Source organism: Limosilactobacillus balticus, assembly GCF_014145615.1.
GTDB lineage: Bacteria > Bacillota > Bacilli > Lactobacillales > Lactobacillaceae > Limosilactobacillus > Limosilactobacillus balticus.
The window spans coordinates 59081-79422 of record NZ_JACIVH010000041.1; the positions used below are offsets into that span (position 1 = coordinate 59081).

At 39.0% G+C, this 20342-nt stretch carries 21 protein-coding genes; 10 read left to right on the forward strand and 11 right to left on the reverse strand.

Features of this window, described 5'->3' with window-relative positions; all coding sequences use genetic code 11:
* Window positions 1-98: 98 nt before the first annotated feature.
* Window positions 99-977 carry an aldose 1-epimerase family protein gene (locus H5S10_RS00750; protein ID WP_456085627.1) on the forward strand — a complete coding sequence of 293 codons (879 nt, stop codon included), beginning with the start codon at window positions 99-101 and terminating at the stop codon, window positions 975-977.
* Between the two features lie 42 nt (window positions 978-1019).
* Here H5S10_RS00750 and plsY read toward each other — a convergent pair whose 3' ends face one another.
* Complete coding sequence (gene plsY / locus H5S10_RS00755; RefSeq protein WP_163621982.1) at window positions 1020-1649, reverse strand: glycerol-3-phosphate 1-O-acyltransferase PlsY; 630 nt, start codon at window positions 1647-1649, stop codon at window positions 1020-1022.
* A gap of 210 nt (window positions 1650-1859) precedes the next feature.
* Here plsY and parE point away from each other — a divergent pair, with 210 nt between their 5' ends.
* The 5 genes from parE to H5S10_RS00780 all read left to right on the forward strand — a co-directional run bounded on the left by parE (window position 1860) and on the right by H5S10_RS00780 (window position 8410).
* Complete coding sequence (gene parE, locus H5S10_RS00760; RefSeq protein WP_220480909.1) at window positions 1860-3884, forward strand: DNA topoisomerase IV subunit B; 2025 nt, start codon at window positions 1860-1862, stop codon at window positions 3882-3884.
* 18 nt (window positions 3885-3902) lie between these two features.
* Window positions 3903-6368, forward strand: coding sequence for a DNA topoisomerase IV subunit A (parC, locus tag H5S10_RS00765; protein ID WP_182588394.1), 2466 nt, complete (start codon window positions 3903-3905; stop codon window positions 6366-6368).
* Window positions 6369-6383: 15 nt separating this feature from the next.
* Entirely contained in the window at window positions 6384-6851 is a 468-nt protein-coding gene (locus H5S10_RS00770) for an NUDIX hydrolase (protein WP_182588395.1), read from the forward strand.
* Window positions 6852-6959: 108 nt separating this feature from the next.
* Window positions 6960-7895 carry a manganese-dependent inorganic pyrophosphatase gene (locus H5S10_RS00775; protein ID WP_003668076.1) on the forward strand — a complete coding sequence of 312 codons (936 nt, stop codon included), beginning with the start codon at window positions 6960-6962 and terminating at the stop codon, window positions 7893-7895.
* A 125-nt stretch (window positions 7896-8020) separates the two neighbouring features.
* Complete coding sequence (locus tag H5S10_RS00780; RefSeq protein ID WP_288134541.1) at window positions 8021-8410, forward strand: iron-sulfur cluster biosynthesis family protein; 390 nt, start codon at window positions 8021-8023, stop codon at window positions 8408-8410.
* Window positions 8411-8474: 64 nt separating this feature from the next.
* Here H5S10_RS00780 and H5S10_RS00785 read toward each other — a convergent pair whose 3' ends face one another.
* Complete coding sequence (locus H5S10_RS00785) at window positions 8475-8798, reverse strand: hypothetical protein (RefSeq protein ID WP_182588397.1); 324 nt, start codon at window positions 8796-8798, stop codon at window positions 8475-8477.
* A 126-nt stretch (window positions 8799-8924) separates the two neighbouring features.
* Here H5S10_RS00785 and H5S10_RS00790 point away from each other — a divergent pair, with 126 nt between their 5' ends.
* Window positions 8925-9065: a hypothetical protein gene (locus tag H5S10_RS00790; RefSeq protein ID WP_182586392.1), complete on the forward strand. Its 141-nt coding sequence runs from the start codon at window positions 8925-8927 to the stop codon at window positions 9063-9065.
* 28 nt (window positions 9066-9093) lie between these two features.
* Window positions 9094-9588, forward strand: coding sequence for a GNAT family N-acetyltransferase (locus H5S10_RS00795; RefSeq protein ID WP_182588398.1), 495 nt, complete (start codon window positions 9094-9096; stop codon window positions 9586-9588).
* Window positions 9589-9750: 162 nt separating this feature from the next.
* Here H5S10_RS00795 and H5S10_RS00800 read toward each other — a convergent pair whose 3' ends face one another.
* From H5S10_RS00800 to H5S10_RS00830, 7 genes are all read right to left on the reverse strand, one after another.
* Window positions 9751-10134 (reverse strand): Asp23/Gls24 family envelope stress response protein, encoded by a 384-nt coding sequence (locus H5S10_RS00800; RefSeq protein WP_182588399.1) that lies wholly within the window; start codon window positions 10132-10134, stop codon window positions 9751-9753.
* 17 nt (window positions 10135-10151) lie between these two features.
* Window positions 10152-10343, reverse strand: a complete 192-nt coding sequence (locus H5S10_RS00805) for a hypothetical protein (protein ID WP_003666092.1) — start codon at window positions 10341-10343, stop codon at window positions 10152-10154.
* A gap of 14 nt (window positions 10344-10357) precedes the next feature.
* Entirely contained in the window at window positions 10358-10903 is a 546-nt protein-coding gene (amaP, locus tag H5S10_RS00810; RefSeq protein ID WP_182588400.1) for an alkaline shock response membrane anchor protein AmaP, read from the reverse strand.
* Window positions 10904-11082: 179 nt separating this feature from the next.
* A complete protein-coding gene (locus H5S10_RS00815; RefSeq protein ID WP_182588401.1) occupies window positions 11083-12612 on the reverse strand; it encodes a gluconokinase in 1530 nt (509 codons plus the stop codon).
* A 50-nt stretch (window positions 12613-12662) separates the two neighbouring features.
* Complete coding sequence (locus H5S10_RS00820; RefSeq protein ID WP_182588402.1) at window positions 12663-13682, reverse strand: LacI family DNA-binding transcriptional regulator; 1020 nt, start codon at window positions 13680-13682, stop codon at window positions 12663-12665.
* Between the two features lie 82 nt (window positions 13683-13764).
* On the reverse strand, window positions 13765-15108 hold the full coding sequence (locus H5S10_RS00825) for a gluconate:H+ symporter (protein ID WP_182588403.1): 1344 nt from the start codon (window positions 15106-15108) through the stop codon (window positions 13765-13767).
* 12 nt (window positions 15109-15120) lie between these two features.
* Window positions 15121-16653, reverse strand: a complete 1533-nt coding sequence (locus tag H5S10_RS00830; RefSeq protein WP_182588404.1) for a gluconokinase — start codon at window positions 16651-16653, stop codon at window positions 15121-15123.
* A gap of 227 nt (window positions 16654-16880) precedes the next feature.
* Here H5S10_RS00830 and H5S10_RS00835 point away from each other — a divergent pair, with 227 nt between their 5' ends.
* Window positions 16881-17414 (forward strand): GNAT family N-acetyltransferase, encoded by a 534-nt coding sequence (locus H5S10_RS00835; RefSeq protein WP_182588405.1) that lies wholly within the window; start codon window positions 16881-16883, stop codon window positions 17412-17414.
* A gap of 46 nt (window positions 17415-17460) precedes the next feature.
* Here the strand turns inward: H5S10_RS00835 and H5S10_RS00840 are convergent, their stop codons facing one another.
* On the reverse strand, window positions 17461-17772 hold the full coding sequence (locus H5S10_RS00840) for a hypothetical protein (RefSeq protein WP_182588406.1): 312 nt from the start codon (window positions 17770-17772) through the stop codon (window positions 17461-17463).
* Between the two features lie 140 nt (window positions 17773-17912).
* Entirely contained in the window at window positions 17913-18143 is a 231-nt protein-coding gene (locus tag H5S10_RS00845) for a hypothetical protein (RefSeq protein WP_003667978.1), read from the reverse strand.
* Window positions 18144-18420: 277 nt separating this feature from the next.
* Between H5S10_RS00845 and H5S10_RS00850 the strand changes: the two genes are divergently transcribed.
* Window positions 18421-20340 (forward strand): amidase family protein, encoded by a 1920-nt coding sequence (locus H5S10_RS00850; protein ID WP_182588407.1) that lies wholly within the window; start codon window positions 18421-18423, stop codon window positions 20338-20340.
* Window positions 20341-20342 lie beyond the last annotated feature (2 nt).

Sequence of the window (20342 nt, forward strand, 5' to 3'; positions counted from 1 at the left end):
TGTTTATTGAAAAGGGTTCCAAAATCTGCTATTGTGCGTTTGGAACCTTTTTTATATACTTAATGTTAAACGATTATCAATTGAAGGGATCGATAACAATGATTACTTTACAAAACCAACAATTAACTGTGCAAATTGATGAATTAGGTGCTCAATTACATAGTATTAAACGGCAAGATAACGAAATCGAATACTTATGGCAGGGAGATCCCGCCTCATGGAATCGCCAAGCACCAATTCTCTTTCCGTTCGTTGGTCGCTTGAAAGATGATCAATACCAATATGGCAACCAAACTTATCATCAAACACAACATGGTTTTGCACGTGATCGAAAATTTCAAGTTATTGAGCAAACACCATCGATGGTTGTGATGGAACAGCATGATGATAGTGAAACTAAGAAGGCTTTTCCTTTTTCGTTTAGTCTTCAGGTGAAATTTGAATTAATTGTCGATAAGGTTGAAATTAGCTATGCGGTGAAAAATCCGAGTGAAGATGAAACTTTAATCTATGCTATTGGAGCACACCCTGGTTTTAATATGCCATTAACTAGTGCCGGTAGTTTTGAACAAACAGAATTAAGTGTTAAACCGGCAACAGAATATTCACGGATCGTTTTAGATGGCGCTTATAATGATTCAGCTCATCCACAATTGATTAATATGCAGGATTCATTATCACTTAATCATGATCTTTTTAATAAGGATGCTATTATTTTCAAAACAGATGGTGGCCATTTTACAGCCAAATTAACAGATACTGTTGCTAATCATGGGGTTGTAGTTGATACCTTTAATACGGAATACGTGGGTGTTTGGTCACAATATCCAAGTACAGCTCCATTTGTATGTGTGGAACCGTGGTGGGGAATAGCTGATAATGTCAACGCTGATGGGTTGCTCCTTCATAAGCAAGGGATGCACCGCCTAGCACCAAATGAAACAGATAATTATCACTTTAGCATTAAGCCATTTTAACGAAAAAAATAGGAGACTGTGAAAATTCTCATTTCCAGTCTCCTATTTATTTTGTTTCTTTTCTCGTAAGTAATAGCCAAGGCCAAAACTTACCATCGATTCTTTTCCTGATAAAATTCGGTGAATATTTGATCGGTGGCGGTAAAAGACCACTCCGGTTAATATTCCTGCTACGATTGCTAATATCCACGCATGAATGAAGAGGGCAATAATGAAAATTGCACTAATACCTACCATACTGGCGGCACTAACCATACTTGTTAAGCACAAAACAAAAATAAAAATCAAACAGGCAACAACAAAGAGGAGGGGGTTATAAGCTAATAGAATCCCCGCACTAGTTGCCACAGCCTTTCCACCATGAAAATTATCGAATATTGATACAGTGTGACCAAGGCTAGCAAATAATCCGATTAGTAGTGGATTGACAGTTCCAGATATCCCTAAAAAGTAAGGCTGACTAGCAGCGAGTGTTCCCTTTAGAATATCGATAACCAAAACGACTACGCCAGCCTTAAAGCCCAATGTCCGAAAGGTATTTGTTGTTCCAATATTCCCGCTGCCTAACTTGCGGATATCTTTATGATAAATATACTTACCGATCCAGAGGCCAGTTGGAATTGAACCTAATAGGTAAGCGATAATAATCATCCCAATAATTTCAAAAATCATATAAATAGCTCCTTAATAATAGCTTATACAGCTTTTAAGCATAGCATGAATATTTGATTTTAACCACTAGGAAGACACAATTTGCCAATCTACCAAGTTTTCAGTATCATTTTAATTATGAATTGAAATTGTAGCCAGTTTAGCTTTACAATTAACAAATGTAAATGGTAAAATAATTTTCCGAACATACGTTTAGGTATAATATTGGCAATGGGAGGTCATTTTGTGGCCAAAGAAGAAGTAAAATATGATGCCTCATCCATACAAGTATTAAAAGGACTTGAGGCGGTACGAAAAAGACCAGGGATGTATATTGGATCGACTGATTCACGTGGATTGCACCACCTGGTATATGAAATAGTGGATAATGCCGTTGATGAAGCGTTATCCGGGTATGGTGATGAGATTAACGTCACCATTGAAGCAGATAATGCGATTACAGTTCAAGATCATGGTCGGGGGATGCCGGTTGGGATGCATGCTTCTGGTAAGCCTACGCCCGAAGTTATTATGACGGTCCTTCATGCTGGAGGAAAGTTTGGTCAGTCAGATGGCTATAAGACTTCAGGAGGACTTCATGGTGTTGGGGCTTCCGTTGTAAATGCCTTATCATCACATTTGACGCTGACAATTGTCCGTGATCACGTCCGTTACCAAGAAATTTTTAAGGATGGCGGTCAACCAGTTGGAACGTTGAAAAAATTAGGAAAAACTAAAGCGGAGAACGGAACGACCGTTTCATTTAAGCCGGACCCAAAGATTTTTTCAACTACTGTTTATGACTATAATACCTTAGCTAATCGGCTTCGTGAGTCGGCCTTTTTATTGAAAGGAATTAAGATTACCCTTACTGATAAACGAGCTGGTCAAGAGAAAAAAGATGTATTCCAGTTCGACAATGGAATTCAGGAGTTCGTTTCTTATCTTAACGAGGGTAAGGACGTTTTAGGAAAGACGCTTTACTTTGACGGAAAGCAAGATGGGGTCGAAGTTGAAGTGGCGGCTCAATATAATGATGGTTATTCTGAGAGTTTGTTATCATTTGTCAACAATGTCCGAACTCCAGATGGTGGTACTCATGAAGCCGGATTCCGGAGTGCCTGGACGAAGACTTTCAATGAATATGCAAAAAAGGTTGGCCTGTTAAAAGCTAATGATAAAAATCTAGAAGGTAGTGATGTTCGGGAAGGGTTAACAGCGGTTATCTCTGTTCGGATTCCAGAACGTCTACTTCAATTTGAAGGCCAGACAAAGGATAAACTGGGAACTCCTGAAGCACGGAAAATTGTTGATGCAATTGTCAGTGAGCAGCTTAACTATGCCCTAATGGAAAACGGTGACTTTGCCCAGATGTTAATTCGCAAGGCATTAAAAGCCCGTGAAGCCCGAGAAGCTGCCCGCAAAGCCCGTAACCAAGCCCGTGGTGGTAAACGAAAGGGTAAAAAGGAACGTAATCTTTCTGGAAAATTGACTCCTGCCCAATCAAAAAATGCTAAGAAAAATGAATTATTCCTAGTCGAAGGGGATTCGGCCGGTGGTTCAGCTAAGCAGGGGCGTGACCGTAAATTCCAAGCAATTTTACCATTACGCGGAAAAGTGCTAAATACAGAAAAGGCGAAGTTAGATGATGTATTAAAAAACGAAGAATTGAATACAATTATCTATACTGTTGGTGCTGGTGCCGGTTCTGAATTTAATGTTGAAGATTCAAACTACGATAAGATTATTATTATGACAGATGCCGATGATGATGGCGCTCATATTCAGATTCTTCTTCTTACCTTTTTCTACAAGTATATGCGGCCAATGATCGAAGCGGGAAAGATCTATATTGCTCTTCCACCACTTTATCGTTTGCAACGGGGACGAGGAGCTAAGACTAATATCACGTATGCGTGGACTAATGAAGAATTAACAAAATTGACTAAAAAGATGGGCAAGGGAGCACAATTACAACGGTTCAAAGGGCTTGGTGAAATGAATGCTGATCAGTTGTGGGAAACGACAATGAATCCGGAAACCCGGACACTAATCCAAGTTCGTATCGAGGATGCTGAATTAGCTGAGCGTCGTGTAACTACCTTGATGGGTAATAAGGTTGAACCACGGCGAGAATGGATTGAAGAAAATGTCCAATTCACGTTAGCCGATGATCAAGAATCTGATAAATTAGTTGAGAATAAAGGGCAATTACCTCAAACTAAAGAGCCTACAATTAGTACATGGAATAAATAGAGAAGGGAATCAAGTTTTGTGAGAAACGGAAAAATTGAACATATGACACTCGAACAGATCATGGGTGATCGTTTTGGGCGTTATTCAAAATCAATTATTCAAGAACGAGCTTTGCCTGATATTCGTGATGGATTAAAACCGGTTCAGCGCCGGATTTTATTTGCCATGAATAAGGATGGAAATACTTATGATAAAGGATTTCGTAAGTCTGCTAAATCAGTTGGGAACGTAATGGGTAACTTCCACCCCCACGGTGATAGTTCAATTTATGAAGCATTAGTCCGGTTAAGTCAGGATTGGAAATTACGTGAACCCCTGATTGAAATGCATGGTAATAATGGATCAATGGATGGTGATCCACCAGCTGCCATGCGTTATACTGAAGCTCGGCTTAGTAAAATAGCAGGTTTAATGCTTCAAGATATCGACAAAGATACAGTTGAGATGGCTTTAAACTTTGACGATACTGAAAAGGAACCGACAGTTTTACCAGCACGGATTCCGAACTTACTCGTTAATGGAGCAACTGGAATTTCTGCTGGATATGCTACTGAGATTCCAACGCATAATTTAAGTGAAGTTCTTGATGCACTGATTTATCTTATCAAGCATCCAACTGCTTCTTTGGATAAGTTAATGGAATTTATTCCTGGACCTGATTTCCCAACTGGTGGAATCATTCAGGGGATTGATGGCATTCGTAAGGCATACCAGACTGGTCGCGGTCGGGTCGTAGTGCGAGCAAAAACGGAGATTGAAACATTGCGGGGTGGTCGTCAACAAATTAATGTGACGGAGATTCCTTATGAAGTAAATAAGGCGCAACTGGTTAAGCGAATTAACGATCTGCGCCTCGCCAAAAAAGTTGAGGGAATTGCGGAAGCCCGCGATGAAACTGATCGTAGTGGATTACGAATTGCAATCGAACTAAAGCGGGGAGCTAATGCAAACGGGCTCCTTAATTACTTATTAAAGAACACCGATTTACAGATTAACTATAATTTCAATATGGTTGCGATTGATGACCAGCGACCAATGCGTGTTGGCTTGAAGCGAATTTTGACTTCCTATCTCGAATTCCAGAAAGAGATTATTCGTCGACGGACCCAATATAACCTAACGAAGGCTCAACAACGTTTGCATATTGTCGAAGGGTTAATTAAAGCACTCTCAATTTTAGATAAGGTCATTAAAACGATTCGGGCAAGTAAGAATCGTAAGGACGCAAAGGAAAACTTAGTAAAAGAATATAGCTTTACATCTGAACAGGCTGAAGCAATTGTTACCTTGCAACTTTATCGCTTAACAAATACGGATGTAACTGAGCTAGAAAAAGAACAAGAGCAGCTAAATTCGCGGATTAATGAATATCAGTTAATCTTAACTAACGAAAATGAGTTAGCAAAAGTCCTTACTAAGGAAATTAGGGCTATCAAGAAGGAATTTGGTAATCCGAGACGAACCAAGATTGAAAATCATGTTGAAAAGCTTGAGATTGATACGAAAGTTACGGTTGCAAACGAAGATGTGGTGGTTTTAGTTTCGCATGCGGGCTATATTAAACGAAGCAGCATTCGTTCCTTCAAGGCTTCGGAAGCAGAAGCAAATGGCCTCCGAGAAGATGATTACCCATTATTGATTCAGCAAACGAATACATTATCGCATTTATTCATGTTTACCAACTTTGGGCATATCATTTACCGACCAATTCATGAAATCGCGGATGCGCGGTGGAAGGATACTGGCGAGCATATCTCACAAACAATCGGCTTAGCAGATAATGAAGAGATCATTAAAGCAATGATTTTTGATAAACTAGATCAGCCAGGAACAATCATTATGGGAACCAGCGATGGTCAAGTAAAGCAAACGGCCTTTAATGACTATAAGCCTGGTTCACGTTATAAAAGCCATGCAAGTGTCGCAATTAAGCTCAGGGATAATGCGCAAGTTGTAAATGTTGATTATTATGAACCGACAAATGAGAATTATTCACTATTGACGATTAGTCGCCAAGGATATGCAGTGCGGTATGATGTCGCGGATGTTCCTGTAACCGGGATCCGGACAGCTGGTGTACGAGCCATTAACCTGAAAGATGATGACCAAGTAGCAGATCAAATCTTGGTTAAAGATGGTCAAGATATTGCGGTAATTACCCAACGAGGAGCATTTAAGGAAATGCCAGTTGATAAAATTGAGATTGGGGCACGAGCACGGCGAGGAGAACTTGTTCTTCGGCGGTTAAAATCACATCCTCATGAAATTGCGGACTTCCTTGCTTATGACCCTGATTATCAGGGAGCTTTTGAGACCATTACTAACCGGCCGGCATTCCAAGATATAATGGCTACCGACCATCGTCTAAGCTCAATTAAGTCAAACGGAGCTTTTGTAATTGATACTGATACGCAAGGAGAACCAGTAAAGCTTCGAATGAAACAAATGAATGTTTTATCCGAAGAACCTGTTAGCCAAAATTAAAAGAGGGCGAAAAGCTTGGCATATATTAAAGAAATTCGTGATCTGGTGGGGCATCGTCCCCTAATCATGACTAGTGCTTCTGGAGCGCTTTTAGACCAGCAAGGAGCTGTCTTGCTTCAAGAACGCGCAGATACTGGTGATTGGGGCTTTCCAGGCGGCTATATGGAATTTGGCGAATCTTTTGAGCAAACTGTAAAGCGCGAATTTAAAGAAGATGCGGGAATTGAAATTGTGCCTGTCAAGCGACTAGCAATCCTTGATCAGGATTTTTATACTTATCCTAATGGTGACCGTGTTCAACCAGTTAATGCTTTTTACTTAGTTGAAGAAACTAGCACTAAACATTATCAGCCAAAAGTTACAGAAACGACAACCACTGAATATTTTTTAATAGATGAAAAACCGCCACGCTTTTTTAACAGTCAGCATGAACAAATGTGGCAGATCTTAAAAGATTTTATCCATAATAGGGAAGATATTTAATAATTATTCTTTAATCTATTAACTTCCATGATAGAATAGAAAATGTAGATTGTTTCACCTACTAGAAATAACTAAGATTAAAGTAGTGAACAAACAGGAGGAATTTATATGAGCAAAGAATTAGTATTTGGACACCAAAAGCCTGATACAGATGCGATTACCGCTGCAATGGCATTTTCATACTTTCAAAACCAATTGGGATACGAAACTGAAGCGGTTGCTTTGGGTGAACCAAATGATGAGACTAAGTTTGCATTAAAGACTTTCGGTATGGAAGCACCACGCGTAATCGAAACTGCCGCAAACGAAGTAGATAAGGTAATGCTTGTAGATCACAACGAACCACAACAAAGTGTTAGTGATATTGATAAGGTCACTGTAACGCACTTAGTTGACCACCACCGGATTGCCGGCTTTGAAACTGCCCAACCACTCTGGGCAACTGTTCGCCCTTACGGTTGTGTAAGCACAATCATTACAGAATTGTTCCAAGAAAAGCACATTAATATTCCTGCTAACTTGGCTGGGATGATGCTTTCTGCTATCATTTCTGATACCTTACTTTTGAAGTCACCAACTACAACTGACCACGATCGTGAAGCTGTTAAGTACTTAGCAAAGATTGCTGGTGTTGAAGATTACGAAAAGTACGGCATTGAAATGCTTAAGGCTGGTACTAACCTTGGTGCTAAGTCTGATGCTGATATCGTTGATGGTGATGCTAAGACCTTTGAACTTGGCGGCAAGAAGGTTCGTATTGGTCAAGTTAACACCGTTGATTTAGATGATGTTTTTGCTCGTCAAGCTGATCTTGAAAGTCAAATGCAAAGTATGATGGATGATAACGATTATGATTTATTCTTATTAATCGCTACTAACATCTTAAACAGTGACTCCGAATTATTAGTTATTGGTGATCCTGCTGAAAAAGTTGAAGCAGCCTTTGGTAAGAAGCTTAACGAAAACAAGCGGATGAATTTACCAGGTGTTGTATCACGGAAGAAACAAGTTGTTCCTCCATTAACTGATGCATTCGAAGGTTAATAAATTAATTAAAAAACTGAGAAAAATTTTGCGATTTTTCTCAGTTTTTTGAGCTTTAAATTTCAAAGCTTATTCTTAATTAGTTAAAATATAAGTACTGATTTTAAGAAATGGGGTTGATATTAATGAATATCACATTTACTGACCAAGCTATTCAGCGTTTACAACATTATGAATTATCATCTAAGAAGATGCTCCTAGACTTTGATGATGGGGTTGGCCCATTTTCTGCCGTTGGGAGCTGCAGTTTAGATGGTGATTATCGACTAATTCTTGTTAAAGAGAATTTAGAGACCCCAGATTATAATGAAAAAATCACCTCTAATTTAGGGGCTGTTTTTATTAAAGGTCATACAGCAGTTCAATTTGATGATGAAATGGAAGTAAGATTTAATCCGCGATACTTTACAATGCCACTTGTCAGTCCTAAACGTGTTTTAACGGATAATCTTGAAATTCTGGATCTTAGTAATACAGACTTAAATTCTCAAATTGATCGAGCACATGATTGTTAGGAACATACTAAGGGAGTGTGATAGAAGTCAAATGCGACTTCGCGATCACGCTCCCTTATTGCCTTTAAAGAATAATCCTGAAGATAAAAGTAATAATAATTGCAAAAATTCCAATAATCGTTGCATAAGAAAAATGTTTACGTTGAGCTGGTTTAATTAATGCTTGCCTCCCCATGAAAATTGTAAATAAAGCCCATAAAAAAGTAGCAATAAGCAAAATATATAATTTCCAGCTAATTGGGAGATGGTGGTAAAAATCGCCATAAAATACCATCATGCCGATAAACATCACAATGGCATAGGCATAGTTATCGCGGTGAAAGTTAAAATTAAAAAGATAAGCAAACACGCAAAATAATAAAATACTAATAATATCGTTTAAAAGCATACCCTCTACACACTTCCTTATAGTTTTCATTATAGTCATTAACGGGATAAAGATAAAATATTAAGAAGCAATCGCAAATAATATGATATGATGGTCTTGTTAGAATTAATAAAGGCGGTGCTTGCAGTGAAGAAAAAAGTTATGCGGCGAGAAATAAAATTATTAACTGAAGAAAATCAACAATTGCGTCGATACACCTTATTAGCATCAATAGGAATTTTATTAAGTATGATGATTGGGTTAGTTCGAATGGTTCAAAAAAAGTAGTTTAGAAAAACTTTTAGAGGGAAATATAGTGGAGTTGGTATACCGAAAAGCGACACTTGAAGATCTACCAAAAATTGTTGAAATTTATAATCAAATTATTCCGTCACGGTTAGCTACTGCAGATCTTACTCCGATAACGGTTGACGAACGGGAAGAATGGTTTGAAGATTTTGACGAAAATCATCCCATCTGGGTAATTGAATATCAAAATGAGGTTCTCGGGTGGGTTGCCCTTGAGCATTTTTATGGTCGTTCAGCCTATGATCATACTAGTGAAATTGCCATTTACCTTGATCAACGGTTACGGAAACAAGGAGTGGGGACAAAAACTATGGAATTTATTATTCGTCAATTGCCTAAATTAACAGTTGATACAATCGTGGCTTATATTTTTGGTCATAATATTCCAAGCCTAAAGTTATTTAAATCGTTTGGTTTTACGCAATGGGGGCTTTTACCACAAGTAGCAGAGCTTGATGGGATTAAACGTGATTTAGTTATTTTAGGACGTCATTTTAAATGATTATTAAAAAGAGTGTGGTATAAGTTCGAACACGTCCATAAGAATAAGAAGCAAGCAAAATAGGCCCCCAATGCCCGGTAAAGCCGAACGATGGAGGCCTATATTGTATATGGGGGGCTCTATGTTGAAAACGAAGATACCCGTGATACTTGGCTCGTTCCCTTATTTTGTATCTTTTTCTACTTCTTCTCTTGTTTTAACGTCATTGATATGTAACTCAAATTTAACTAAATTCAAGCCAGTCATTTTATTGATTGCATGCTGGACCTCAGAACAAACAGCCTTAAAAATTTCTGGAGCACTTTTGCCATATTCGATGGTGGCTTCCATTTTTAATGCAACTTGCTTTTCACCAACATCGGCATCAATTCCCTTTGTTGGATTGCTTCCGGAAGTTACTTTGTCTGCTAATTCACTAAACATATTTCCGTCGAGGGAAAGGACCCCAGGGACTTTGCTAGCGGTAATTCCAGCAATTTTTTCAATTACCTGATCATCAAATGTTAATTGTTCATCAATTGTTTTATTATTTGTAGTGGTTGTCATATTAATTCCTCCTTGAATTAGTTGGCAAATTTATCTAACATTTTTATCGCGAGTTTATTTAATGAATAGCCTTTTGCATCAAGAACATAGCCAATTCCGCCTAAGATAGTGACAGCTAACAGAATGCCAATCATTGGGAAAAAGCCCCACATAATCCAACTAATGCTGATAAGCAGTCCTAAGATAACGCCAATTGTAGCAAGTTTCATATAGTACCTCCTTTTTAGACAATGTTGACTGATTCTTTGTTTGAGTAGGGACTTAGCTTAATGTGTAATTTATTAAGATCAATGTCGAAGTCTCGTTTTAGGTTTTCTTTAATTGTCTGGAGTAGTACTGTATGAACTAGTTTTGGATTGGTTCTCTTAGAGAGCATTCCATGAACAGTGACGTCTGCGTTGCGATTGTTACGGTGCATCTTGAGTTTAATTACTGGATTGTAAAGATCAAATTTAGCAATTGAAGTAGTTAAGCTATGTTCAACTGCATGTTGATCAATCTGAACTTTATTAGCACCATCCTTAGCGATTGTCATTTGTTTAGTCGTTGTTGGGCGAAAAACGGCAATTGCTATTACGGTTAAAGCAACGATGATTAAAAATACTGCGACTCCGGCTGAGAAACTTTGACCGATGGGGCTGTGAAGCCAATCGTTAACTGGAATCGTCCAAGTTTGGTCACGATAAAACCATAATGATACGACAACGATTCCAATAATTACCTGAAGCATCATCACAAATGAAACCCACCATTTTTTCCATGCGGCCATTAGTACCACTTCCTTTCTATAAATGTTTTTTTGCTATGAATTAATAATAACATAGGAGAAAGCGTTTTACGTTGATTGCAAAAATGCTAAAGGTAATATTAAGAACCTATTAACAGAATAGTCATAATTAAAAATCGATCTTACAATCATGTTCCGATGTAAGATCGATTTTTAATTCTTTAATTATTTTGGCGCTCTTGTAGTTTGGCAATTTCAGAATAAGCAGGAGCAAGCATATCTTCAACTTGTTGGAAGAGTGGAGTATAACGTTGATATACTTTTACTGCGGTTGGATCTGGTTGGTAAGAACTGACCTTGCCAATGAACTTTTGTGGTGTATCAAGACTATCGATCATTCCCAAACTTTGCATAGCCATAACTACTGATCCAAGGCAGCCTGATTCAAATGAGTCTGGAACATTAACAGGACAGTTTAAGATATCAGCAAGCATTTGGCGCCATACTTTTGAGCGGGCAAAGCCACCTGTTGCGGTAACACTTGCTGGTTCGCCGACTAAAGCCCGTACTGCTTGGAAGACTGTTGCAATATTCATGCTAATTCCTTCCATGACTGCCCGTAGCATATCAGCCCGTGTATGAATATGAGAAAGGCCAAAGAAACTACCGCGCGCTTTGGCATTCCACAATGGCGCCCGTTCACCGCCAAGGAAGGGATGGAAGAGAAGTCCATGTGCCCCTGCTGGTACTCCTTCAATAACGTGATTGGCTAAAGTATAAGGATCCACCTGTTCGTTCTTAACAGCGCTACTATCGACAAGGTGTTTTACTGCCCATTCATAGACATCGCCACCGTTATTAAGCGGACCACCAACGACCCACAATCCTTTATTAATAGCATAGCAGAAGAGGCGTCGTTCTGGATCAATAACAGGATGGTCAGTTACGACTCGTACAGCTGCAGAAGTGCCAATTGTAATTGCTACTGTATTTTGCTTGGTTGCACCAACGCCAATATTTGAAAGGGCACCATCGTAGGCACCATAGATAAAGGGCGTATCAGCTGGTACTCCTAATTTTTCTTGGGCTTCGGGTACTAAACCAGTTGCTTGAGTTGTTCCATCAACAATTTCAGGCAGTTGATCTTTGGTTATCCCTGCAACCCGAAGAGCCTGGTCATCCCAATCACAAGTTTTTAGATTCATCAAGCCGGTTGAGGAAGCGATTGACATATCAACCTTAAATTCATTAAATAACCGATAGAAAAGGTAAGCTTTAATATCAGCAAAATATGCTGTACGGCTAAATAAATCTGGTTCGTCTTCCCTTAACCAAAGGAGCTTTGTCAACGTTGACATGGGATGAACAGGAACCCCTGTCTTCATATATAATTGTTGTCCTTCAGTCATCATCTTGAGGTTATCTGCCGCGCGCTGAGCTCGACTATCAGCCCAGGTGATTAACCGTGAAAGGGGCTTCTTATCTTTATCTAATAAGAGGAGGCTTTGGTTTGCACTTGAGATTGAAACTGCTAGTAGTTTCCCTGTACTGAGATCAGCTGCCGTAGCCACATCATGGATAGCTTGTTCAGCAGCATTGATTACTTCTTCTGGCTCTTGTTCTGCCATTCCTGCGGCATTGCGGTGCAACTCGTAGCCATAGTTAGCTTGTGTGATCACCTGTGCATCTTGATCGTATAAAACGGCCTTTGTGCTAGAGGTTCCAACGTCAACACCAATTAAGTAGTTCATTTATTGTTCTCCTTTAAAACTCAATTTAATTCTCTTTGTAATATTATATGCTAAAGTGACTGGTGTGCAATGATTTCAACTGGTAAAAGGGTAGTGGAACTGATGGTACTTTGTTGGTTAATTTGCGTTAAAAGCTTATTAGCTGCTAAATTACCCATTAGCTCCATATCTTGCTTCAACAGAAAAATTCCATTAGCGACATATTGCGACCATTCCCAATCATCAAAGCTAACTAAGCCAAGATCGTCAGGGAAGGAAAGGTTTAGTTCCTTAAAAATCGCTAAAAGATCAAATAAAATGGGCCCCATTAATGAAACGACAGCAGTTTTGCCTTTGAGCTCATTTAACTGTTGCAAAAACGTTTTAACAAGCCACTGCCGATCATGTCCCCGGGTTTCAATATTGTGATAGCTTAGCCCATTATCAGCAGCAGCAACCTTTAAACCGGCAATTCGAGGGATTTGACCCGATGCCTCCGCCAAATGCGCGCTGACAGTTAAAATATTCTGATAACCATTTTGATAAAGAATTTTACCGAGGTTATAACAAGCATCACGATTAGCAGAAGTGACCTTCCCAACTGTAGAAGGCTGGTCATCAACTTCACGGTCAACAATCACGAGGGGAATATCATTGTGAATAGCAGGGGCAAATTGACTAAACTGGCGGGAATTAGGCTGGACAATAATTCCGTCAACTCGTTGCTGATATAGACGCTGAAGAGCACGACTTTCATTTTCCCGCGAGTTGTTTGTGTTCATGAGGAGGATATCATAGCCTGCCTGTTGCAAAACATCATCGATCCCTTTGGCGAGTAAAGATGAAAAGGGGTTAGAAATATCTCCAACGAGGATTCCAACAACGTGACTATGAGTTTGGCGAAGCTGTCGTGCAGAAGCGGTTGGAACAAATTGAAGGTCTTTAATTGCTTTTTCCACCCGTTTCCGCGTTGCTGGGCGCATTTTATCATAACGACCATTAATAATACGTGAAACGGTAGTCGCTGAAACCCCAGCTGCTTTAGCAACGTCAGCGATAGTAGTATGTTGCGTCATTTGTTTATTCATCATCCTTAATAGTTCTACTATTATTAAGAATACCAAACCATACAAAAAGCGTCACTAGCTAATTCACTAGGACGCTTAAATTGACTTAGACAAATAATGAAATGGCGTAGACAGCTCCCAACCCAGCGAGTGCTAAGACAGAAGTTAAAGTTGTCCACGAAAGTAAAGTTTCCTTTAATGAAAGGCCAAAGTATTCTTTGATCATCCAGAAACCGGCATCATTAACGTGTCCACAAAAGACAGAACCGGCACCGATGGCAAGAACCATTAATGTTGCCATAATTGAGTTACCGCCAAATTGGTGAGCCATTGGAACCACAAGTCCAGCAGCAGTCATTGCAGCAACCGTTGATGATCCAAGTGACATCCGTAATAAAGCAGTAATTAACCAAGCAGCTAGAATTGGTGAAATGCTAGTTTGAGCAAATAGCCCAGAAATGTACTTAGAAATTCCACCATCAACAAGAACTTGCTTGAAGGCACCACCACCACCGATGATCAAAAGCATTACGGAAATTTGCTTGATTGAATCGGCAAGGGCAGTTGATATTTCTTCCATTTTCTTGTTTCGCCATAATCCCATCGTAAAGATTGCAAAGATTAATGAAAGAAGCATTGCAAGATCAGGTGCACCAATAAATTGAATGAATTCATTAACAGGATTGTTCTTAGGGAAAATAAATGAACAAATAGTAGCAACGGCAATTAAGATAACTGGCATCATTGCAGTTAGAACCGAGATACCGAACTTCGGCGTTTCTTCAAGTTTAAATTCTTTATATTCACCAAGGACTGAAATATCAATGTTTTTACGGTAAACACGTGGATAAACTTTTTGTAATACCCAGTTATAAACTGGACCAGCAATAATGATTGTTGGGATTGCAGCTAAAATACCAAGAAGCAAGACGTGTCCAAGGTTTGCTCCAAGAATGTCGGTGATAGCGGTTGGAGCAGGGTGGGGTGGTAAGAAGGCGTGGGTAACGTTTAAAGTTGCCGCCATTGGGATTCCGAGGTACATCAATGGCATATCAAGTTCGCGGGCAATGATGAAGATAATTGGTAAAACAACGACGAGCCCAACTTCAAAGAATAATGCTAACCCAATGATAAAGGAGGCAAGGATAACAGCAACTTGGATCCAGCGCCGACCAAACTTGTTAATAAGCGTTGTTGCGATTCGATAGCCACCACCGGCATCAGAAACTAATTTACCAAGCATTGAGCCGAAACCAAAGATGATCGCTAAGTGTCCTAGTTGGCCACCAATTCCGGTTTCAATAGTCTGCGGAATTTTTGTAAGTGGAAGGTCGAGTAACAAGCCAACGATGAATGATGTGATTACTAAACCAACGAAAGTGTTCATCTTTAGTTTAACAATCATGAAAATTAAGATAATAACCCCGATTAAAACGATAAGTAAAGGCATGATAATAACCCCCTAATGAGTAGTAGATTGTTGTTGTAATTTAGCGATGGTCGAATAGGCTGGTGTTAATAATCCTTCAACCTGTTTGAAGAGTGGTAAGTAATTTTGATAAACACTGACCGCTCTTTGATTTGGTTGATAAGAACTGATATCTCCAACTAATGTTTTAATGATTTCATAGTTTTCAATCATTCCTAAACTCTTCATTGCCATAGTAATTGCCCCGAGACAACCAGATTCAAATGAGTTCGGGATATTGACTGGACAGTTTAAAACATCTGCTAACATCTGCCGCCAAACTTCAGCCCGCGCAAAACCGCCAGTTGCAGTTACGCTTGCGGGAATACCAACAAGGTCACGAACCGCTTGGAAAACAGTGGCAATGTTCATACAAATTCCTTCCATTACTGAGCGCAGCATATCGGCACGGGTATGAATATGGGAAAGCCCAAAGAAACTACCACGCGCATTAGCGTCCCATAATGGTGCCCGTTCACCGCCAAGGAAGGGGTGGAAGAGCAAGCCGTGAGCTCCAGCGGGAACACCTTCAATAACTCGGTTAGCAAGAGTGTAAGGATCAATGTTTTCATTTTTAACTGCGCTGGCGTCAACTAGGTGCTCAACGGCCCATTGATAGACGTCGCCACCATTATTAAGCGGCCCACCGATTACCCATAAGCCTTTATCCACGGCATAGCAGAAGAGTCGTTGCTGAGGATCGATCACTGGATGGTCAGTTACAACTCGAACACCAGCTGAAGTCCCAATCGTAATGGCAACAGTATTTTGCTTAATTGCTCCCACGCCTAAATTAGATAAAGCACCGTCAAAGGCACCGTAAACAAATGGTGTGTCAGCGGGGATGCCCATCTTTGCTTGCGCCGCTGCTGTTAGGCCAATCGCTTGGGTTGTTCCGTTCACGATTTCTGGTAATTGGGAACGGTCGACGTTAGCGAGTTCCAATGCCTGCTCATCCCAGTCACATGTATTGACATTCATCATTCCGGTACATGAAGCAATGGAGACATCAACCTTAAACGTATTAAAAAATTGGTGGAAGAGGTAGGATTTGATATCGCCAAAATATGCAGTTTGAGCAACCTTATCTGTTTGTGTCTTATTGAGCCACATAATCTTGGTCAACGGGGACATCGGATGAATAGGTGTACCTGTTTTAGCATAAATTTGCTGACCAGCAGGACTATTCTTTAATTCGTTTGCAACATCACGCGCCCGTGTATCAGCCCAAGTGATCACCCGTGAAAGAGGATTGAAATTCTTGTCGAGCATGATCACACTTTGGTTAGCACTGGAAAATGATACCGCTAACAATTTTCCGTTTGTTAAATCTGCTTTTTGTGCCGCATCATAAATAACTTTTTCGACTGCTTCGACAATTGCAGTTGGGTTTTGTTCAGCCATTCCACTAGCATCGCGGTAAAGGGAATAACCTTGGCTAAATTGGTCTAACACAGTTGCATTTTGGTCATATAGAACTGCTTTTGTAGAAGTAGTTCCAACATCGACACCGATAAAATAATTCATTGTAGTAATTCTCCCTTCATTCATTTGAAAGCGTTTTAGTTTATCGTTACACCTAATAATATACTGTTGTATGTAAGCGATGTCAATAACTTGTTTAAGATTAGTTTATCGGTTCCCTAAAAATTAAAAATCGAAAGTGATTGCATCTGAATATTGAGGTGTGATACTATTAATTGCTTAATTTGTTATGGTTTAGCTATAAGCAACGATTTTAAGGAGGGATTACAATGAAAATCCGGAAAGCAACAATGGCAGATTTAGATGTAGTAGTAGATATTTTACGTGATGGACGTAACCAGTTAGCTGAGCGGGGCGTTGATCAATGGCAGGGGGATTACCCGAACGTTACCCATGTAAAAGAAGATATTGAGAATGGTTATGCTTATCTCGTTAAAGCAGATGATGGACAAACAGTTGGCACGTTAGCAATTGTTGAAGCACCGGATCATTTTTATGACAAGCTTAACGGGGAATGGCTAATTAATACTGAAAATTATGTTGTAATCCACCGCGTAGCTATTCATTCACGGCATGCAGGAAAAGGATATGCATCCAAATTATTTTTGAGTTTGATTGAGTATTTGGAGACCGAACGTCCAGAAATCACCTCAATTCGTTTAAGTACAAATGAAAATAATATGGCAATGCAACGGATCGCAACTAAGAGCGGCTTTAAAAAAGTAGGAACCCTCCATGGCGCTTTTCGTCCAAGTGAGTTGTCTTATGTTTATGAACTGTTAACAAAAGTGCGTGTAGCATAAAAAAGAGGAAGGCGTTGAGCTTGTAACACCTTCCTCTTTACTTTTATTATTTTTCATTAATTTTCTTAGCATATTCGCGAGCGTTGTAAAGTTCGTAGACTACCCATGTTTCAATAAGGGTAATGACACAGATGAGAATAGCGGTATACATGTCTGGTAAAACGAACAGTAAGAGTAAAAAGATCCATGAAATCCATGACCACTGAGTTTCAATTGTAACGATTCGCTGAACTCGTTTAGTAGGTTTAATACGGCCAGATTGATTAAAAATGGTCCGAATTTGGTAAAAATAACGAACTTCAAAAATACTTTCGATAATAAAAATTGCTGTTAAGATGATTAATAGAATGTTCATCATAAATAAGAGCCCCTTATCTTTTCTTTTTATCTCTAATTTTAGAACTCTTGGGCAAGAGAAGCAATTTAGATAGTAAAAAAATAGGTCCCTATCAAAGATTGAGTGATAGGAACCCATTTTTAATTTTACATATCAAGAAATTAAACGTTCATTGTCTTACCATATTCATTATTAATGGTATCAACAACGTCCTTGGCATGCATATCATCTTCAACAACTGTTTCACCATCACGAAGAGTGTACTTTACACTTTCGTCCAAGTTATCAAAGTCTACATCATTACCATCTGCATCTACAAAATTGAACTTCGAATCTTGGAAGTTCTTAAGAGCATCTGCATTAATTTCCATGATTATGCTTCCTTTCGCCATTATAGTAACACTTAATTAACGAAAATTACAGGGTTAGGGTAAAAAGTACAAGATATTTAAGATCAGTGACAATTAATATCGTTGCCGTTGCATACTTCTTGATCGGTACGCAACATGTTAAGACTTTGACTAACAAGTATTTGTAAAATGTTATTTTTATTAAGGGAGGAAACAATAAAGGATTGTTACCTCGCTTTTTTATTGCAGATCTTAAAATTGAAAGCGTATACAAATGACGTATAATTAAAATGTAATGTACAATTTTGGAGGTATTGTAATGAAAAAGCATTGGAAATTACGTTTTACGCTCTCCTTATTAATTCCTTTAGGGTTCAATTCATTTTATTCTTTACCAACTCATGCATCTGAGGCAGCTGAAACTAACATTCAAACTAATGTTAAAGTTAATGCTCAGAGTTCAAAAACGATTACGGACACTGAAAATCAATCAGCCCTTGCCACTGCACAACAAGTTAAGGATCAGCAAATTGATAGTCAACAGCTAGTTAATGATACATATCAAAAAATAGCGGAAAATAAGGATCTTAATAGTGTGATTTATCAAGATCCAGTAAATGCACGGCAACAAGTAAATGCTTTACCAACTACAACCTCTAATTCAGAGCAACCTTTTTACGGGGTGCCAATTCTAATTAAAGGGTTAGGCCAAGCATATAAAGGGTATCCAAATACGAATGGGCTGCCGTATATGAAAGACAATCACTATGGCTATACTAAAAATTTTGTAGCAAAGTTACAGGAAATGGGGTTCGTAATTGTTGGTGAAACAAATTATCCTGAGTTAGGATTAATTAACGTGACAGATTCCAATTTATATGGGCCTACGCATAATCCTTGGGACCTCACGCGAAATGCCGGCGGGTCTTCTGGCGGAGCGGCAGCAAGTGTGGCTGCTGGAATGGTATCGCTTGCAACCGGAAATGATGCCGGTGGTTCATTAAGAATTCCTGCTTCGTGGTCAGGTGTAATTGGATTAAAACCTACTCAGGGAATTATTCTTGGGGATTCATTAACGCCTTCAGTGGTTAACTTTGCGGAAACGCGACGGATTGATGACACGATCAAGCTATTTGAAGGATTAATAGATCCAAAACGTAAATCATTATTAAAAGAATTTCCGCTTAAGCTCCAAGATTTAAAAATTGCATATTCATTAAAATCGCCAGTTGGCTCCGTTGTCAGTCCTGATGCTGAAAAAGCAGTTCTGAATGCAGTTACCTTCTTACGGCAACAGGGCTTTCAAGTAGTCGAAAAGGATAATCCAGTTGATGGAGTAAAACTGATGCGTGCTTATTATTTAGGGGCTTTGAGTGACGGAACAGTTGCTAATTATCTAGCTCAGCAAAAGCTACACCGTAATCTGCAGGCTAGCGATGTCACAGAGCATTTAATTAGCCCGATGACATATGCGTTGTATGAAGCTAGTAAAAAAGCACCCAAAGAAATAAAGCAAACTTACAATAATGAATTAGCATTAGTTGCTGCCCAGATGAAGAGTTTTCATGAAGAATATCCGATTTATTTAACGCCAACTACCGCAACAGTTGCACCGTTAAATTCTGATCCGGCATTTTTACCAGCAGATGTTACTAAAATTTTGCAAATGGCTAAGATGCCTTTTGAGCAACAAATGGATGTTATTTACAATGCTTGGTATCATGGGTTAAGCAAAACGCCATTTACGCAATTAGCTAATTTAGCAGGAGAACCGGCGTTAAGTTTGCCGACTTATGTTAATGCACAAGGATTACCATTGGGGATTCAGCTAGAAGGAGAAAAGGGCAGCGATCTGATTTTATTAGCATTAGGAAAATTGTTTGAAGAAAAGGATAAATTAATCTTCCTAAGCGATTACCAAAAGTTAAATAATAATGCCCAGTCTAGTAAGCCGCAAAATGAAGACAAAACAAATATCTCAAAAGTTATTGTCCACAATTTAGGCAAAAAATCGGTTTATGAATTCCAAACTGTTCCAAGTAAACTTAATTTTTCAGATAATGTTAGTCCAAAATACGCGGTAAGAACTTCAAAACAAGCAAACGCTAGGAAATTACAATCGACAAATGAAAAGCAATTACCTCAAACAGGATCAGATAATAATGAGTTAATTTTGCTTGGGTTAGCCTTAATCCCGTTAAGTTTAATCGGTATGGATCAAAATAAGCGAAAATTTTGATA

Coding starts and splice junctions, on each gene's coding strand:
- H5S10_RS00750 (WP_456085627.1), top strand. CDS start 99: ATGATTACTTTACAAAACCAACAATTAACTGTGCAAATTGATGAATTA.
- plsY (WP_163621982.1), bottom strand. CDS start 1,649: ATGATTTTTGAAATTATTGGGATGATTATTATCGCTTACCTATTAGGT.
- parE (WP_220480909.1), top strand. CDS start 1,860: ATGGGAGGTCATTTTGTGGCCAAAGAAGAAGTAAAATATGATGCCTCA.
- H5S10_RS00775 (WP_003668076.1), top strand. CDS start 6,960: ATGAGCAAAGAATTAGTATTTGGACACCAAAAGCCTGATACAGATGCG.
- H5S10_RS00780 (WP_288134541.1), top strand. CDS start 8,021: ATGAATATCACATTTACTGACCAAGCTATTCAGCGTTTACAACATTAT.
- H5S10_RS00785 (WP_182588397.1), bottom strand. CDS start 8,798: ATGCTTTTAAACGATATTATTAGTATTTTATTATTTTGCGTGTTTGCT.
- H5S10_RS00800 (WP_182588399.1), bottom strand. CDS start 10,134: ATGACAACCACTACAAATAATAAAACAATTGATGAACAATTAACATTT.
- H5S10_RS00805 (WP_003666092.1), bottom strand. CDS start 10,343: ATGAAACTTGCTACAATTGGCGTTATCTTAGGACTGCTTATCAGCATT.
- amaP (WP_182588400.1), bottom strand. CDS start 10,903: ATGGCCGCATGGAAAAAATGGTGGGTTTCATTTGTGATGATGCTTCAG.
- H5S10_RS00815 (WP_182588401.1), bottom strand. CDS start 12,612: ATGAACTACTTAATTGGTGTTGACGTTGGAACCTCTAGCACAAAGGCC.
- H5S10_RS00820 (WP_182588402.1), bottom strand. CDS start 13,682: ATGATGAATAAACAAATGACGCAACATACTACTATCGCTGACGTTGCT.
- H5S10_RS00825 (WP_182588403.1), bottom strand. CDS start 15,108: ATGCCTTTACTTATCGTTTTAATCGGGGTTATTATCTTAATTTTCATG.
- H5S10_RS00830 (WP_182588404.1), bottom strand. CDS start 16,653: ATGAATTATTTTATCGGTGTCGATGTTGGAACTACTTCTACAAAAGCA.
- H5S10_RS00835 (WP_182588405.1), top strand. CDS start 16,881: ATGAAAATCCGGAAAGCAACAATGGCAGATTTAGATGTAGTAGTAGAT.
- H5S10_RS00840 (WP_182588406.1), bottom strand. CDS start 17,772: ATGATGAACATTCTATTAATCATCTTAACAGCAATTTTTATTATCGAA.
- H5S10_RS00845 (WP_003667978.1), bottom strand. CDS start 18,143: ATGGCGAAAGGAAGCATAATCATGGAAATTAATGCAGATGCTCTTAAG.
- H5S10_RS00850 (WP_182588407.1), top strand. CDS start 18,421: ATGAAAAAGCATTGGAAATTACGTTTTACGCTCTCCTTATTAATTCCT.